The sequence below is a fragment of the Burkholderia sp. L27(2015) genome (genome assembly GCF_009765705.1).
GTDB lineage: Bacteria > Pseudomonadota > Gammaproteobacteria > Burkholderiales > Burkholderiaceae > LMUX01.
In genome coordinates this window covers 1-16,059 of sequence record NZ_LMUX01000026.1, presented here as the reverse complement: position 1 = coordinate 16,059, position 16,059 = coordinate 1, and the positions used below count along the sequence as shown (strand labels likewise).

Genomic DNA, 16,059 nt, shown 5'->3' with positions numbered 1-16,059 from the left:
GGCTTATTTCCAGGTGCTTGCGGTGAGTTCGGATAGCAGCGCTGCCACGACGCTACGGCTTAAGTGATAGCCGATAAATACCAGTTCGGACTTCGTGGCAGCGGGCTTTTCGACGTCTTGCTCCAGCGACACGCGTGTACGCACACCCTGGACCAGCACCGCATGCGGCGTGTCGGCAGCACGGATGTAACCCTTCGCGCGCAACACCGGTTCGCGCCGCGCGATCTCGGCCAACGCCGTCTGCAAGATCTGCGCCGGCTGAGGCGCGGCGCTGCGCAATACGAACGACATCCAGCCTGGGTCTTGCTCGTGAAAATGCTTGTGCGTCGCCAGACCGTGGCTATGCCGGCCGAGCCCGGAATGCGCGTGACCGTTCAGACGCTGCTGGTCGGTCAATACGCGGGCATCGGCACCGGGCATCGCTGCCACTGGGGTGTAGCGATGTTCGTGCGTGGTCTGAGTCGGCTGATGCAGCCGCAAGCCCAGCGCCAATCGGATATCGAGTTCGGCGCGCCATGCGAGTTCAAGAAAACGCACCTTGGGTGCGCATCGCCGCACTCGGGTTTCGGCCTCCAACAACGCTGCCTCATCGAGTCCGTCGATTTTATTGAGCACCACCACATCGGCATGTTCGAGTTGCTGTTCAAACATCGTCGCGACAGAATCCGCTACAACGGCCTCGGTTACGCGGTCCTCGGTTGCATGGTCCTGCGCTGCATCGTCCGCCGTTGCACGGTTCCCTGCTGCATGATCCCCATTAGGCATGCCGCCCGTGCGCTCGAACTGATTGGCCAGCAACAACGGCGTGTCGACCACGGCGAGCGTCGCATCCAGAATGAAGTCTTCGGCCAGCCCTGGGCTTTGCAGCAGTTCCATCACAGCAGTGGGCAAGGCCAGGCCCGAAGTCTCGATCAGCACATGATCGATGCCAGCTCGCCGCGCCGCGAGCGCTTTCATCGTGGGTATAAAGCGCGTGTCGTCGCCGTAGGCGATCAGCCCATACGGGAAGTCGTGAATCCGCACATGCTGATCCTCGCCGGCGGTATCGCGTATCAATGCCCCATCGATCGACACCTCACCGAACTCATTGATCAACAATGCAAGCCTTCGAGTTTGCCTATGCTTGATCAGGCTGCTGAGCAAGGTGGTTTTGCCGGAGCCTAGAAAACCGGTGACGATGGTGACCGGAATCAACGCGTTCATGATACGGCCCGGCGGTTCAAGTGTTCGAGCACGGCGTCGAAACTTGCGACCACGGCGGGATAAGCGACCTGAGGCCGCTCGATCACCAACAAGGGAATGCCGAGCGCGGCCGCTGCTGCCGCTTTGGCGTCGAAGCCCCCCGCTACGCCGGAATCCTTTGTGACTACGCAATCGATTTGCCAGTCCTGCCAGAGCGCCGTATTGAACGCCTGCGAAAACGGTCCTTGCATCGCGCAGATCTGGCTGCGTGGCACCCCTAGATCAATGGCTCGTTGGATGAAATCAGGTTCGGCCGTGATGCGCACAAACCATTTTTTGTCGGCGGCGCCGGGCGCTTGCAGGAAAGCGGCGAGATCCTTCGAACCTGTCGCGAGAAAAATGCGCTGGCCTTGCGCTATCGCGCGTTGCGCTGCGTGTTCGGGCGAGGCGCACAGCTCGAACGCGCTTGCGCTCTCGCGTGTGCTTGCCCTCTCGCCTGCGTTCTCGCGCGTGCTATCGGCCCATTGCGTCGGCACGCCAGCAAGCAGCGTACTCGGACGTTCATAGCGCAGGTACTCGATGTCCAGCTCTCGCGACAACGCAATCAACTGCTGCGAGATGGCGCCCGCATACGGATGAGTCGCATCGATCAACGCGCGTGCGCCGCTGGCGACCAGCGCCTGACGGCGCGCTTCCACGCCCGCGCGTCCAGCCCAGACCGTCACGCCTGGGCAATCCTCCTGGACCAAGGTCGCGCCATATTCGGTAGCGGCCGATACGACCACCGCGTTACCGCATTCGGCGAGCCGATTGGCCAGCGCATTGCCGTCACTCGTGCCGGAGAAAACCCAAAGCGCGCCTTGCGGCAACGCCGATTCGCAGACGGCACTCGTCGCAACCGTTTCATGCGCAACAGTGGACCAATCGTTATAACCGCGCGGCGTAAAAATATAGCCACGCCGACGCTCGGTAAATCGATTGCCGATCACGATGGTGGTCAGCATGTCGAACTTCAACGCAGGCAATTCCGACAACCGATAAGTGTTCACCTGCTGGTCTGGCCGATAGGCGTTTCTGACCACGCCACACCAAGTCTGCGGGCTCTTCGACGCCAGCATGATGTTCAGGATCCGGTACACCCCTTCCTGCCTTCCCGCGCTTTGCACGTTGTACAACACGCAGGCGAGATCGGCCTGTGCGATATGCGCCGCGCGCTGTTCGATCCAGCTCCACGGGCACAGCAAGTCGGACAAACTCAGCGTGGCAAAATCGTGCGACAGCGGCGAACCCAGCAAGGACGCACAAGCGTTGGCCGAGGTGATCCCGGGCACCACATTGACTTCGTAAGTGTCGTCCTCGCGCATCTCGTCGAACGCGAGCGCCGCCATCGCATAGATACCGATGTCGCCGCTGGAAATCAACGCCACCCGCGCGCCCTGACGCGCTTTCTCGATCGCCAGCAGCGCCCGTTCACGCTCCTGTGTCAGCGGCGGCGTATGGATCTCCTTGCCCACCAGCCAGGGCTGAATCCAGCGCAAATACAATTCATAAGCCACGATCACGTCGCTGTCTTGCAGCGCGGTAATCGCGCGTGGCACGATCAGATCGCTAAAGCCGGGTCCGACCGACACCAAATTCAATACACCTTTCATGCTTGAGTCCAATCACTGTCTTCAACTACTGCCACGGCTACGCCGTCCTTCGTCGTCTTCGGCACGATCAACGTGCCGCGCGGGCTGGCGATCAGCGCGCACGGTTCGCACACGCCGTCGAGTCCGACATTCTGTTGCACCCATTCCGAAGCCTGCGTGACCCATGCGCGTGCCGCCACCGTCGTGTGCGACAGCACCCGCAGCGGCAAGCCATGGCGCTCGCAAAAGTCGAGTAAACCAGGCTCATCGGCTTTCAGCGCAATGGTCACCACTTCGCGTACCTGACTCAGCGCGCGCGCCTCCAGCGCGAAGTGCACGGCGGCTTCGATCATGTCGGCCGATACGCCTTTGCGGCAACCAATGCCCAACACCAGCGGTTTCAAGGCTTCGGTCGCGGTGGTCACCACCGGCACCGCACCGCTGGCTCGCGCCACCTGGTAAGCGAGGCGGTTCGCGCCGCCTTCATGACCGGCCAGCAGCGACACGGCAAAACGCGCCGCTTCGTCCAGCACCACCACGGCCGGGTCACTGTATTTGTCGGCAATCTGGCCATCGAGGAAGCGCACCGCGATGCCGCTCGCGGCTATCATCACCCAGTGCGAGTGCTGCCGATACGCAGCGGCAAACTGCTCCTTGGGCGAGTGCGAGGTATCCAGCCAGGGGCGGTAGATCACCCCGCCTATATGCGCATGCAGATGGACCGCCAGCGCTTCGCTGTCCTCGCGCACCAGCCAGATGCCCAAAGACGCCACGACCGAGCGCTCCGTCAAGAGCTCCTGCATCGCGATGTCGGTCTCGGGATCCTTAGGCTCGCCCTTGAGGATGTCCTTGGACTTGTCCGCTGCTTCTTCGCCCATCAGGGCACTCACTAAGCCACTCATTGCGCTCTCCCTGCGGCTATCACGCCGCCACCTTCTTCTTGCTTTTGCGCACAACCCGGAACAGATGCGTGTAATCCTTCGCGTACAGGCGCGACTCAGTCTGCGCGCCGTGCCCGATCGCCGCACCCACCATCATCATGGTGGTGAGATTCCATTCGCCGCGCTTGGTTTCCTTCAGCACCCTGCCGAGCGTGCCTTCATACACCTTCTGTTCGGGCCACGTGGCACGATAAACCAGTGTGACAGGCGTATCGTCCGGGTAATGCAGCTTCAGGTCGGCAACGATTTTCTTCAGGTGCGGCCCCGACAAAAAGATACACATGGTGGCTTGGTGCGCAGCCAGCTTGGCGATCGCCTCCTCGGGCGGAACCGCCGAAGCGCGGCCCGACACACGCGTGAGGATTACCGTTTGCGATACCTCGGGCTTGGTCAGCTCGGCTTTGACCGCTGCAGCCGCTGCGCTGAACGACGACACGCCCGGTACCACTTCGTATTCGATGCCCAGCGCATCGAGCCGCCGCATCTGCTCGGCGGTCGCGCCATAAATCGCGGGGTCTCCCGAGTGCAGGCGCGCCACGTCGAAGTCGCCTTCCTGCGCGCGGCGGTAACACGCTTGCTGCTGCTCCAGATCGAGCGCGGCCGTGTCGAGAATTTCCGCATCGGCATGGCAATGTTCGAGCATGGCCGACGGCACCAGCGACCCCGCATACAGCACCATGCGCACGCGCCCCAAAATATTCGCGCCGCGCAAGGTGATCAGGTCGGACGCGCCCGGTCCTGCGCCGATAAAATAAACCTTCATGAATGCCGCCTCTCTCGCGAATTCTTACGGATCAGCAGGGTCGCCAGATAGCCGGTCGCATCGGTGGCGTCCAGGTCTTCCACACCCTGCGCCAACATTTCGCCGGGCAAGCCGATACGTCGCGCGAAGGCGCAATGCCGAGCAATGCCCAGCGCCTTGAGCACTTGCAGCACGCCGCTTAAGCGCGCACCGATTTTCATCAACACCACGACGTCATGCGTTTCGATTTCGGCTCGCAACGTGTCCATGTCATCGGGGCACGGCAGGATCAATGTGCGCTCCTTGCCCTCGCCCAGCGGCCAACCGAGCGCTGCGGCTGCAGCCGCGTAGCTGGTAATGCCGGGGAACGTGCGATGCGGTAAATCGGGCAGACGTTCGAGCAGCGCGGCCAGCACGTAGCCGTAGGTCGAATACGTGAAGGTGTCGCCTATCGTCAAATACGCGACGTTGCGTCCAGCCGATAGTTCGAGCGCAATCGTTTCAGCCAATTGCGCATAGTGGTCACGCAGCACTGTGCGATCCGGGTCCATGTTGAATTCGACTTCCCGGATGCATTCCGGCGCGATCGCGATGCCAGCCAGGCACTGCAGCGCCACCGACGTTTCGGCGCTGCGCGCGCGCGGCGCATAGATCAGGTCGGCCTTTTGCAAGGCGTCGAGCGCGGCCAGCGGCAAATAGCCGGCGGGGCCTGGGCCCACGCCCACGCCCCAGAACGTGCCCAGAGTCGATGCCGGTTGCACTTGCGGCCGCTGTGATTGCAGATGCGATTGCGGATTGGATGGCGAAGATGCCGTCATACCGAGGCTCCGGATACGTTGGTGGCCAATTGATTGAGCGCGTCTATCATCAACGCGTTGACCACGCTGGCCGCCCAGGGCGAACCACCGCGCGTGCCGCTATTGGTAATGCGTGGCACCTGCAAACAGCGGCGCAAAGCGTCCTTGCTCTCGCGAGTGCCGACGAAGCCGACCGGCAAGCCGATCACCAATTGCGGACGCCAGCCCTGCTCGCGAATCAGCCGGGTCGCTTCGACGATCGCCGTAGGCGCGTCTCCGATTGCCAGCACAATATCGTTGCCGAATTTTTCCCATGCGCGGCGTATGCCAGCGGCCGAACGCGTGATGTCCTGGCTTTGCGACAGCAGATGCGACTCCCGGTCGTGCACCCCACACCACGTGTTGATACCCAGTTGTTCAAGCAGCGCGCGCTTTAGCCCGGTCTGCACCATCGTGACATCGGTCACCACCTGCTTGCAGCGCAGCAGCGCGAGAATGCCGCTTTGCACCGCCCCCGGCGAGAAATACAGATCGTCGACCGCGTTGAAATCACCGCTCGTGTGCACCAGACGCTGTAATACCGTGAGTTGCTCGGCGGGAAAACCGGACCAGTCGCGGCCCGCCGCAATGATCTCGAAGCTTTCGGCCTCGATCGGATGCGGCACATAGGATGCAAACTGCTGCACGGGGGCGGCAGCAGGCTGCGCTTCTTTTTCCAGCAGGCCTCGCACCTGCAGATGATGCGCGCGCTGCGGCTCGCCGACTTGCTCTTCGAAGCCGACGATCTGCACCCGGTATTTGCACAGCGAGCAGTTCATCGCGGCGCGCCCTTCTATCGCTTCGCGCGCGCGCTCTATCATCACGTCGGCCACGTACGGATGCGCGCCCAGATAGCCGGCCTTGAGTATTTCCAGCGCAGGCTCGCGCTCCTGCAACGCGTCGGCTGCTGCATAAATGCGCTTGACCAGCACGCCATCGAACAGAAAGAACGGCAACACCACGAGGCGCCGCAAACCGTGGCGTGCCGCCGCCCGCAGGCCATCGGACACGAGCGGTTTGGCGGTGCCCGAATAACACACCTGCACGCTGCCGAAACCCATGCCTTCTTCCAGCATGCGGGCGACCTTGGCGATCTCGCCATTGGCGTCCGGATCGGTCGTGCCCCGGCCCACCAGCACCAGGCAAGTCTCGTCGCGGCGCACGGTATGCGGCGAGCGCGCTTCCGCCGCAACCACTCTTTCTTGCGCCAACTGCAGCAGCTTGGGATGCAGATCGAGCGGCGCACCGAAATGGAAATCGATAGCAGGATGTTCGCGCGCAAGCGTAAGCATCTCCGCCGGTAGATCGTTTTTTGCATGGCGGGCCGCGAGCAACACGCCCGGCACCATCGCCACTTGCTGTGCACCGAGCGCCAGGTTGGCCGCTACCGCATCACTGAGCGTCGGGCTGGAAAACTCCAGGTACCCGTGACTGACCGGATGCGGGTGGGCGCGCTCGCGCACCAGTTCGACCAGCGCCTCGAACTCGCGCACGGCATCGGGATCGCGGCTGCCATGGCCGGCGAGCACGATACCGAATGACACCGATGCGGGTACCGCTGCGGGCACCGATACCTCCGCAGCGTTGACAACGGGCTTCATTGAGGGTTCCGTTACGGGTTCCATTACGCGTTTCATTGGGCAGGCGCCGCTTCGATCTGACTCGCCATTGGGTTGCGCGTGCGGATCAGCATGATGCTCATATCGGAAAACGTCTGCGCTACGCAATCGCCCAGGTTGCCTCGCCACTGCGCCTCGGCGCCGGTCAGGTTCTCCCATACCTCCGTGGGATGCCCGGCATCGATGCCCTGCTCCAGCAGATACGCCGCGATATGCGGCGGCATGAAGGAGCGTGCCGCATCCCACGGGCACGGAATGACGATTGCATTGCGCTGGTCTTCGAGCACATGCACCAAATGGCGTTTGAAGGGCGTGAGGTCGCCGCGTCGATGAAAGGTAATGAAACTGGTTTCGTCGAAACACACCTTGGCGCGCGACGCGAGTATCTGCGCCGACGAAATGCCCGGCAGCGTTTCGACCGGATGGCCGCAGGCGCGCTCAACACGCTCCAGGTATTGGAATCCGCTAAAGTGGATGTCGCCCATGAACACCACCACGCAGCGTTTGCCCTCGTGGTGAGCGCGCGCCACCTCGTCCAGTTTCTCGACCTGGTCGCGATAACCCATCGTCACCACCTCGGTGCCCGGAACGATAACGCTGCTCACGACTTTAACGACCGCATCGAAACCGGCCACCACGTCGGCCGAGCGTATCAACTCCGCGCCGCGCTGGGTCAGGTAGCCGACGTCGCCTGGCCCCGCCCCAATACAAATAATCATGTCTTGTCCTCGAAATAAGTCTGTGCGCGAGCGCGTATCGTCAGCGCCAGGCTCTGCGCCGACAGCGCTTCCAGCGTCAGGCATTCGGCGCCGAGCACCTGTGCGAGTTGCGCGGCGCGTCCCAGCCGCAGGAAGCCGGCCTCGGTATCGAGCACCAGGCTGGGCACGCCGCGCCCGGCCAGCAGTTCCGCCAGCGCCAACGACTCGCGCCACGGATCGCCGCCGTCCACCAGCGCCACGTTGGCACGGCCGTCGGTCAACAGCACGAGCAGCGGCTGCGCCATATTATCGCCGGCCTGCTCCAGGGTTTCGAGCGCCAATTGCAAGGCATGTGGCAACGGCGTGCGCCCGCCCGTGGGCAACGCGCGCAGCCCTTGCTCGGCGCGCTCGACACTGCGCGTCGGTGCCAGCAGTAAGCTCGCATCCTCGCCGCGGAACGCGATCACGGCGACTTGGTCGCGCCGTTGGTAAGCATCCGTAAGCAGAGTGAGTACGGCGCCCTTGACGGCTTCCATGCGGCGTTGCGCGGCCATCGAACCGGAGGCGTCGACCACCAGCAGAATCAAGTTGGCATGCGTGCCGACGCGAATCTGCTGATGCAGGTCGCTCTTGCCCACCTTGAATTCGTCGGGGCTGCGCATCGCAGCGCTGCGCAGCGTCGCGCCCAATGCAAGGCTGGTGGGCTGCGGATCGGGCACGGCGCGTACCACCCGGCCACGCTCGGCAAACTGCGCGGCACTGCGGCGCCCCGGCGTGCTCTTGGCGACCGGTGCGTCCACGGTGATACGGCGCAGCGCAGCGCCCGAGGAAGCGACGGCGAATATCTTGGGTTTGGTCTCGGGGATATTCCCGGGCGAGCCGTCGGCCGGTGTTTCTGAACGGCTGTCGGGAGTCGGGTCGATAGAGTCGGCAGACTGCGCGGCATTGAATTGCTCACCCAACTCAGGTTTCAGGTCCGATCCGGGCGCATCGCTTGCGTCCTTTGCGTCCTCCCTGTCGCGCGCGTCACTGGGCCCACGACCATCATCGGATGCATCGGAATCGCGTCCCAAACCATTAGTCATGCCATCACCGGGGTCGCCCGTCTGCGATGTATCGCCGGTCTCAGCTTGCGATTCGGCATCCGATTGCGCAGCCTCCTGCATCAGCTCGTCGAGCTTCTCGTGGTCAAGGCCCGGTTGCTCGAACGGCTTGCGACGGCGACGGTGAGGCAACACCAGCTCCGCTGCGCTGCGCACGTCTTCGGGCGTGACCTGCAAGCGTGCATTGAGTGCAGCGCTGGCGCGTGCCGCCTTGTGCATAACGATGTCGGCGCGCAGGCTGGCCACGTCGAATTCGCAGCACAGGTGACTGATCAGATCGAGCAGCGCATCGTCGAGCTCGACTTGCGGCAGCAGCCGCTGTGCCGCGGCGAGTTGCTCGCGCAGCGCCTGCTGCTGCGCTTCCCACTGCAATGCATACGCGGCCGGATCGGCCTCGAAGCGGATCCGCCGGCGCACGACCTCACCACGCTGCACCTTGTCGCGTGGTGCCGTCACTTCGACCATCAAGCCGAACCGGTCCAGCAGCTGCGGACGCAGATCGCCCTCTTCCAGGTTCATGGTACCGATCAGCGTGAAACGCGCTGGGTGCGTGACCGACAAACCTTCTCGCTGGACCGAATTAACGCCCATCGCAGCCGCGTCCAGCAAGGCATCGACAAGGTGATCGGCCAGCAGGTTGACTTCGTCGATATACAGAATCCCACGGTGCGCTGCGGCCATTAGCCCAGGTTGAAAGGCGCGCTTGCCGCCCTTGAGCGCCTGTTCCAGATCCAGGGTGCCGAGCACGCGATCTTCGGTCGCGCCCAACGGCAGTGTGACGAACGGCACGGAGCTCAGTTGCGCCTCGCGCTGGACCAGGCGCGGATGCGCGGTCGAAAGGCCGTCGGTAAGCTCGGTTGGAAGCTCGGTTGGAAGCCCGGTTGGAAGCCGGTTATGAAGCCCGTTATGAAGCTCCGTCGTATTGCCTGAGTTGCACCACTCGCAGTATCCATACGGCACATCCGGCGCGCAATTGAACGCGCAGCCCGGCACGCGCAGCAGCGGCGGCAAGATCTCGGCAAGCGCGCGCGCCGCAGTGCTCTTGGCGGTGCCCTTGTCGCCGCGTATCAGCACGCCGCCCAGCGACGGATCGACCGCGCACAGCAGCAACGCGCGCTTGAGTTGTTGCTGGCCGACGATGGCGGCAAACGGAAACGGTTGGCTACTCATCTTATGCGCCACGCGGTGTCTCGCCGCGCGCCTCGAGCAATGCTTCACTATGTAAATACAATTCGCGCAAGGCCGCCAGCGTCTGCGGCTGCGGTTGCGCCCACATGCCACGGCTGGCGGCTTCGAGCAGCCGCTCCGCAATGGCATTTTGCGCCCACGGGTTGGCAGATTGCAGGAATTGCTGCATCTGCGGCGCCAAACCGTAGATTTGTGCGATTTCTTCGTACATCCAATCGTCCATCACCTGCGCAGTAGCATCATAGCCAAACAGATAGTCAACTGTCGCGGTCAGTTCCAGGCCGCCCTTGTAACCGTGCCGCTGGATGCCGGCGAGCCACTTCGGATTGACCACCCGCGAACGGAACACCCGTAGCGTTTCCTCCTTGAGGTCGCGCACCTGCGCACGCGCCGGATCGTGACTGTCGCCGAAATAGCGGCGCGGTTGCTGGCCGGTCAGCGCCCGGATGGTCGCGATCATGCCACCGTGGAATTGCAGATAGTCGTCGCTATCGAAGATGTCGTGTTCGCGATTGTCCTGGTTGTGCAGCGCAACCTGCACGCCCGACAGCCGCATCCGAAATGCTTCGCGCTCGTCGATGCCCTGGCTGCCTCGGCCATAGGCATAGCCGCCCCAGTTTACATAGGCGGCGGCGAAATCGGCATCGCTTTGCCAGTTCTTTTCCTGAATCAGCGGCAAGATGCCGGCGCCGTAGCTGCCCGGTTTGGCGCCAAAAATCCGATGGCCGGCACGCTGCGCCGCCTGCGGTTCACTCAGGCCTTCACCGATCCACGCGCCCAGTTCGGCCAGGTAGTGCTTGCGCACGAAGTTCTGCTCGAGCGGCTCGTCGAGGACCAGAACGGCCTGGACCGCGTCGTCGATCAAATCGATCAACTGCGGGAACGCGTCGCGGAAGAAGCCGCTGATGCGCGTGGTGACGTCCACGCGAGGCCGTTTGAGTTGTGCCAACGGGATGACTTCGACACCGCAGAGTTGCCGGTTTTCCGGGCGCCAGACGGGACGTACGCCCAGCAAGGCGAGGATTTGCGCAACGTCGTCACCGTGAGTGCGCATCGCGCTGGTGCCCCAGATGCTGATCGCCACGCTGTGCGGATATGCGCCCGTTTCGCGTAGATGGCGCTCCAGCACTTCGTTGGCCAGTTGCTGACCGACACGCCAAGCCGACTGCGAGGGCACGCTGCGCGGATCGACCGAGTAGAAGTTGCGCCCGGTCGGCAGGATCTGCGCCATGCCGCGCGTGGGCGAACCGCTCGGTCCCGCCGGCACGTAGCCGCCGGCAAGGCCGTTGAGCAGATTATCGATTTCGTCGGTTGCGCGCGCGAGGTTGGGCACTAGTTCGTCGCAGGCAAACGTGAGGATACGGTGCAACGCGGTATAGCGCGCTTTAGTGGCCGTCGGTGCGCCGGGCTCGCGGGATGTGTCGGCCGGTTGCGCGGGCGGCTGTGCAAACTGCGCGGACACGCCCATGGGCTGAGACGGCGGAGCAGTAACTCGCGAGGGGACGGCGCTCGCGCTGCGTTGCTTGTCCGCGCGTTTGAGCTGCTGCACGACCGATACGCCGCGTGCGCGCAGGGCAGGTTGCAAACGCGGCGCGTCGTGAGTTGGATCCTGCTTATCCAGCGGGCCGAATAGCTGAACAATCACTTCGTCGATCCGTTCCGCTTTGTAGCCATGCGTGTGGAGTTCGGCGAATAGTGTTCGGCACAGCGCATCGATCGCTTCCAGCGCGTCGGCGCGTGTCACGACCGGACGCTGCGCGATAAGGGCGAGCGTTGCGGTGACATTCAGTCGACGCCCTTTCTGCTCGAGCAACGTGTCCAGTGACAGACCAAACAATTGCGCGACCGCTTCCTGCAGACCCGGGATGTCCTGGTTCGGCAAGCGGGTGAGCGACACCAGCATGTCGATCAGTTGGCCTTCCTGCGGCGCTTGTCCCAGCGTGTGCAGACCATCGCGGATTTGCGCTGCGCCCAATTCGCACAGGTATCCGTCGAGGTCTTCGATCAGATGCGCTACGTCCGAACCGGCCATGCTGGCTAGAACTGCGGGGAGCGCTTCTTCGTGATCGTGATCGTGATCGTGCTCGTGCTCGTGTCCGTGCTCGTGTCCGTGTCCGTGTCCGTGTCCGTGTCCGTGTCCGTGCTCGTGCTCGTGCTCGTGCTCGTGGCCATCCCCATGATCATGGTCATGATGCAACAGTCTGGCCCGCAGATCCGCATCAAGATTCGTCTGTTTCACCAGCTCCCAGATCTGCTGTTGCAACAACGGCAATTTGGCTGGGTCCAGCACTTCGACCTGGTAATACTCATCGACCAGTTGCGTGAGTTGAGCGAGCGCGCCGTAGGTATCGGCGGTCGTCATCGGCGGCGTCAAGTGGTCGACCACCACCGCATGGCCACGGCGTTTGGCCTGCGAGCCTTCGCCAGGATCGTTGATGATGAACGGATAGAACAGCGGCAGATCGCCCAACAACGCGTCCGGAAAACACTCCTGCGACAAGCCCAGGCCTTTCCCCGGCAACCACTCCAGCGTGCCATGCTTGCCGACATGCACAATCGCGTCGGCCTGCCAGATATCACGCAACCAGCGATACAACGCATAGTAATGATGCGTAGGCGGAAGATCCGGCTGGTGATAGATCGCATCCGGGTCCATGCCATAGCCGCGCGGCGGCTGCAGCGCGACGAACGCATGGCCCAGCTCGATACCCGCCAGTGCCAGATGTCCGTCGTGCAAATAGGCGACGCCGGGTGGCGCCCCCCACTGAGCCGTCATTTTTTCCTGCAACACGAGCGGCAGTTCGTTGAACCAGACCGCATATTGCGCAGCCGACACGTGTCCCGCCGCCTGCGCCAATTGCTCGGCGCTCAGGTAGGTTTGATCGTAGGAACAACGGTCTACCAGCGCGTGGATCAGCGCCGTGCCGCTCTCAGGCAGCGGACCGATTTGATATCCGGCGGTGTCCATCGCGTGCAGAATGTGCATCAACGAGGCCGGCGCGTCCAGGCCCACCGCGTTGCCGATTTGCGCAGCCTTGCTGTTGGAATTCGTAAAGATAAAAGCGACGCGCTTGTCCGAATTCGCCATGCGCTTGAGCCGCGCAAATCGTGCCGCGATACCGGCCACCCGGGCCACGCGATCGGCGACCGGTTGATACACGACTTGCTGCTGCAAAGCGCCCGCTGCGCGCGCCTTGAAAGACACCGGTACCGTGACGATGCGGCCGTCGAACTCCGGCAGCACTACGTTCATTGCCGCATCGAGCGGATTCAAACCCCGCGCCGATTGCTCCCACGGCGCTTGCATCATGCCGCTCGTGATCGCTTGCAACACCGGGATGTTCAAGTATTCGAGCGCACCGACGGCCCAGCCCGCAGGCGTTGCCCCACCCGGCGTGATTTCGCCCATTGCGAAGGCGGTCGTGTTGATCAGCACGTCGATGCGCGTACCGTGTTCCCCTGCAAAGTAGGCCAACGCAGTGGGTAATGTGCGCCCTTCGGTCGCGCCTTGCGTGGCACCTTCGCCGGCCCCCGCACGCAGCGATGAAGTAAAGACCGGCAACGCGACAATCTCGTGGCGCGCCAGCGCATCGACCAACGCGTCGATAAAGTGGGTGTTGCCACTGAGCCAATGCGCACGATAAAACACGATGCCCACGGCCGGCCGCGCCGTAGCGCCACCAGCGTTACTGCCAGCAATGCCGCTTGCAGCCCCAAATTGCGCTTGCCAATCCTCGATACTCGCGCTTTCGGGCAGGCCCGGATGATAAATGCCATGCTCGGGCAGCGACACTGCTGGCTCGAAACCGAACCCGCTCAGTAACAAGTGATCCGACAGATATCGCAGTAGTTGCGCGAGGTTGACGCTGCCGCCCGCCTGGAAATACGCCGAAGCCTGCTGCAAAACCTCGGCTGTGACGCTAGACACGGCGGCCAGTTCGGGATCGGGTTCGCCCGTGCCGCTGACCGCGAGCAAATAACATCCGGCGCGGTGCGCATGGCGGACCAACTGCGCAAAGCCGGGAATACTAGCGAGCCGTCCCAGCACGCGCACGACGATCACGCGCGTGTCGGCCAACTGATAGTCCAGCAACGACGCCATTTCAGCATCGCTTTCGAGCGCTTGCAGATTGATCGCGTCGACCAGGGGGAAATCGTGCGGCAGTTGTCCAAGCGCGCTGTGCAGCACGCTCAGATCGTTGGGTGCATGCGTTAGCAGTGCAATGTGAGGGTGAGCGGCTTCAGTCATTTTCCGGGACCTCGACATCGCTTGCGCCTGATATGTTGCCTGGGCCCGATATATCGCCTGTGCCAGTTGCGCCCGATATGCCGCCTTCTCCCTGCACCTCGCTCTCGTCAAACAAATCGCCTACACCCAAACGATGAAACACGAGTTCGTCGACGATCTGCCCGCCCTCCAGATGCTCGGTGACAATGCGCTCCAGCGCCGCTTCGTCGATACGGTGATACCAGACACCTTCGGGATATACGACCAAGATCGGCCCCTGCCGCTTGCACGCCAACATGCAGTGGGTACGAGTGCGCTTGACGCGCAGCGCCGGGCGCGCATCGATTTTCTCGCCGAGCGCGGCAAAGGTGGCGGTCGACAACACACCGTCCTCGGTACAACGGGGACCGGTGCACATCAGTACATGACGGGTGTGGGTTCTCATCGCCGCGCTCCGCGCGCGAGCTGGCCGCGGGTGCAACGACGGGCGTAACAGATAAGCGCCGCGTCAGCGCGCAGCACAAGCGCAACGGCGCAAGAAGCGGCCCAAGAAGCGCCCCATAAAGCGGCCGAAAAAACGGCCCAGGCAACGGCGAAAACGCTGGCCAAGAAGCGGTTTGGATGTGAAGGAGACGTCATTGAAATCCCTGGCGAAACTTGACGTCGTCGCGGGCGCACGCAAAGCGCGTTCAAGCGCAAAAATCATGCTCTCTGCCAGCTCACCCCGTCTGATAGAGGCCCGGTTCGACTGGGGTGATGGCCGGTCTCCTGGCTCGCGGATCGACACCCTGCACGGCCTTCCCGGAATTTCCAGTGGCATTGCGTGCGGATTCACCGTCTTCAGTTGCGGGGGCAGCCGCGGTATCGCACCGCGTTCCCGTTTCACCCTTGATGGGCACCATCACGCCCGTATGATAAAGCAATTCGGCACCGCCCCACCATTTAGGCCCTTGCAAACAGGGCCTATAGGGCAATTTTCGCGTAAGTCGCTGCGCGGCGACTCGCGGACTTCGTTATGCGGCGACTCGCGTGCTCGCGATAGTTACGGTGCAAGCGTGATGCGGTCGAAGCAAGCGAACGCTGGCTAACAAACGAAAACAGCCCGGCGACCGGAAACCGGTCACGTGGGCTGCTTGAAGCAATAGTGTGGAAGAAATACCGAGGCAAAAATACTGCGCAGACACCGTACAGACGTTGTGCAGTCGCGCGAGCCTCAGCGCGAAGTCACATGATAGCGACGACAGTCGTCACAGCAATGCACTGCTACATCAACGTATTACTGATCCTTGGCGTCGCTCAGGTTAGCGTCCGCCTTCTTGTTGTTGGCGTCGCCCTGAGCCTCCGTCTTGGTCTTGTCGGCTTTGGCCTGAGCGACCATCGATTTCTTGGTGGCTTCCTGCTGCGCCTCAGCGGATTTTTCGTCAGCTTTTTGCTGTGCCTTGGCGGCCTTCTTATCCGCACTTGTCATCGGCGTCGGCGCGGTATTCGACGGTGCGGCTTGCGCAAAGGCGCTACCTGCATAAACACCGCACATCAAAGACAGAGTCAAGGCTGCGAGTTTGTGATTCATTGTCTGGTTCCTTTTCAAATCGACCAGTGGTCTGGAGATTTCATTATAGGAACGACAGCGGCGCAGTTGATGCGTCAAACTGCAAGCCATGTAAGAAAACGTTGCAGTGCTTGCCAGGTAAAACTTACCTGGCAAGCGTGCGATTGACCTACTAATGTTGCAGAAAAATTCCCGTGCACTGCGCAACAATCGCTTCAACGCGCAACGCTGCATCGACTGACTCAGCCAACGAGCCGGTGGTTCAGCCACGGCTGTTTAGTCAGCCGCTCCGCTTCGAACGCCTTGATCTTGTCGGCATGCGCCAACGTCAAGCCGATATCG

The 16,059-nt window shown here is 62.5% G+C and carries 10 protein-coding genes, 2 pseudogenes and 1 riboswitch; all 12 genes and pseudogenes read right to left on the bottom strand.

Annotated features, from left to right (window positions below; genetic code table 11):
• Window positions 1–3: 3 nt before the first annotated feature.
• A complete protein-coding gene (locus GSQ77_RS27650) occupies window positions 4–1,203 on the bottom strand; it encodes a GTP-binding protein (RefSeq protein ID WP_158907128.1) in 1,200 nt (399 codons plus the stop codon).
• A complete protein-coding gene (gene cobJ / locus GSQ77_RS27645; RefSeq protein ID WP_158907126.1) occupies window positions 1,200–2,834 on the bottom strand; it encodes a precorrin-3B C(17)-methyltransferase in 1,635 nt (544 codons plus the stop codon). Before cobJ ends, GSQ77_RS27650 begins: the two co-directional genes overlap by 4 nt.
• Window positions 2,831–3,616, bottom strand: a complete 786-nt coding sequence (locus tag GSQ77_RS27640; protein ID WP_158907154.1) for a cobalamin biosynthesis protein — start codon at window positions 3,614–3,616, stop codon at window positions 2,831–2,833. Before GSQ77_RS27640 ends, cobJ begins: the two co-directional genes overlap by 4 nt.
• Window positions 3,617–3,734: 118 nt before the next feature.
• Entirely contained in the window at window positions 3,735–4,517 is a 783-nt protein-coding gene (gene cobM / locus GSQ77_RS27635; RefSeq protein WP_158907124.1) for a precorrin-4 C(11)-methyltransferase, read from the bottom strand.
• Window positions 4,514–5,314 (bottom strand): precorrin-2 C(20)-methyltransferase, encoded by an 801-nt coding sequence (gene cobI, locus GSQ77_RS27630; protein WP_158907122.1) that lies wholly within the window; start codon window positions 5,312–5,314, stop codon window positions 4,514–4,516. Before cobI ends, cobM begins: the two co-directional genes overlap by 4 nt.
• Window positions 5,311–6,933, bottom strand: coding sequence for a precorrin-8X methylmutase (locus GSQ77_RS27625; RefSeq protein WP_158907120.1), 1,623 nt, complete (start codon window positions 6,931–6,933; stop codon window positions 5,311–5,313). Before GSQ77_RS27625 ends, cobI begins: the two co-directional genes overlap by 4 nt.
• A gap of 32 nt (window positions 6,934–6,965) precedes the next feature.
• The gene (locus GSQ77_RS27620; RefSeq protein WP_254067860.1) at window positions 6,966–7,670 is read right to left on the bottom strand and encodes a cobalt-precorrin-7 (C(5))-methyltransferase; all 705 of its coding nucleotides are present in this window, start codon (window positions 7,668–7,670) and stop codon (window positions 6,966–6,968) included.
• Window positions 7,667–9,922: a magnesium chelatase subunit D family protein gene (locus GSQ77_RS27615; protein ID WP_158907116.1), complete on the bottom strand. Its 2,256-nt coding sequence runs from the start codon at window positions 9,920–9,922 to the stop codon at window positions 7,667–7,669. The genes GSQ77_RS27620 and GSQ77_RS27615 overlap by 4 nt, the downstream gene beginning before the upstream one ends.
• A 1-nt stretch (window position 9,923) precedes the next feature.
• Complete coding sequence (locus GSQ77_RS27610) at window positions 9,924–14,189, bottom strand: cobaltochelatase subunit CobN (protein WP_158907110.1); 4,266 nt, start codon at window positions 14,187–14,189, stop codon at window positions 9,924–9,926.
• 112 nt (window positions 14,190–14,301) lie between these two features.
• Window positions 14,302–14,613 (bottom strand): annotated as a pseudogene (locus GSQ77_RS27605) (ferredoxin); the annotation flags it as partial.
• Between the two features lie 295 nt (window positions 14,614–14,908).
• Window positions 14,909–15,086: riboswitch (cobalamin riboswitch) on the bottom strand.
• Window positions 15,087–15,444: 358 nt separating this feature from the next.
• The gene (locus tag GSQ77_RS27600; protein ID WP_158907108.1) at window positions 15,445–15,738 is read right to left on the bottom strand and encodes a hypothetical protein; all 294 of its coding nucleotides are present in this window, start codon (window positions 15,736–15,738) and stop codon (window positions 15,445–15,447) included.
• 221 nt (window positions 15,739–15,959) lie between these two features.
• A pseudogene (locus GSQ77_RS27595) lies at window positions 15,960–16,059 on the bottom strand (3-isopropylmalate dehydratase); the annotation flags it as partial.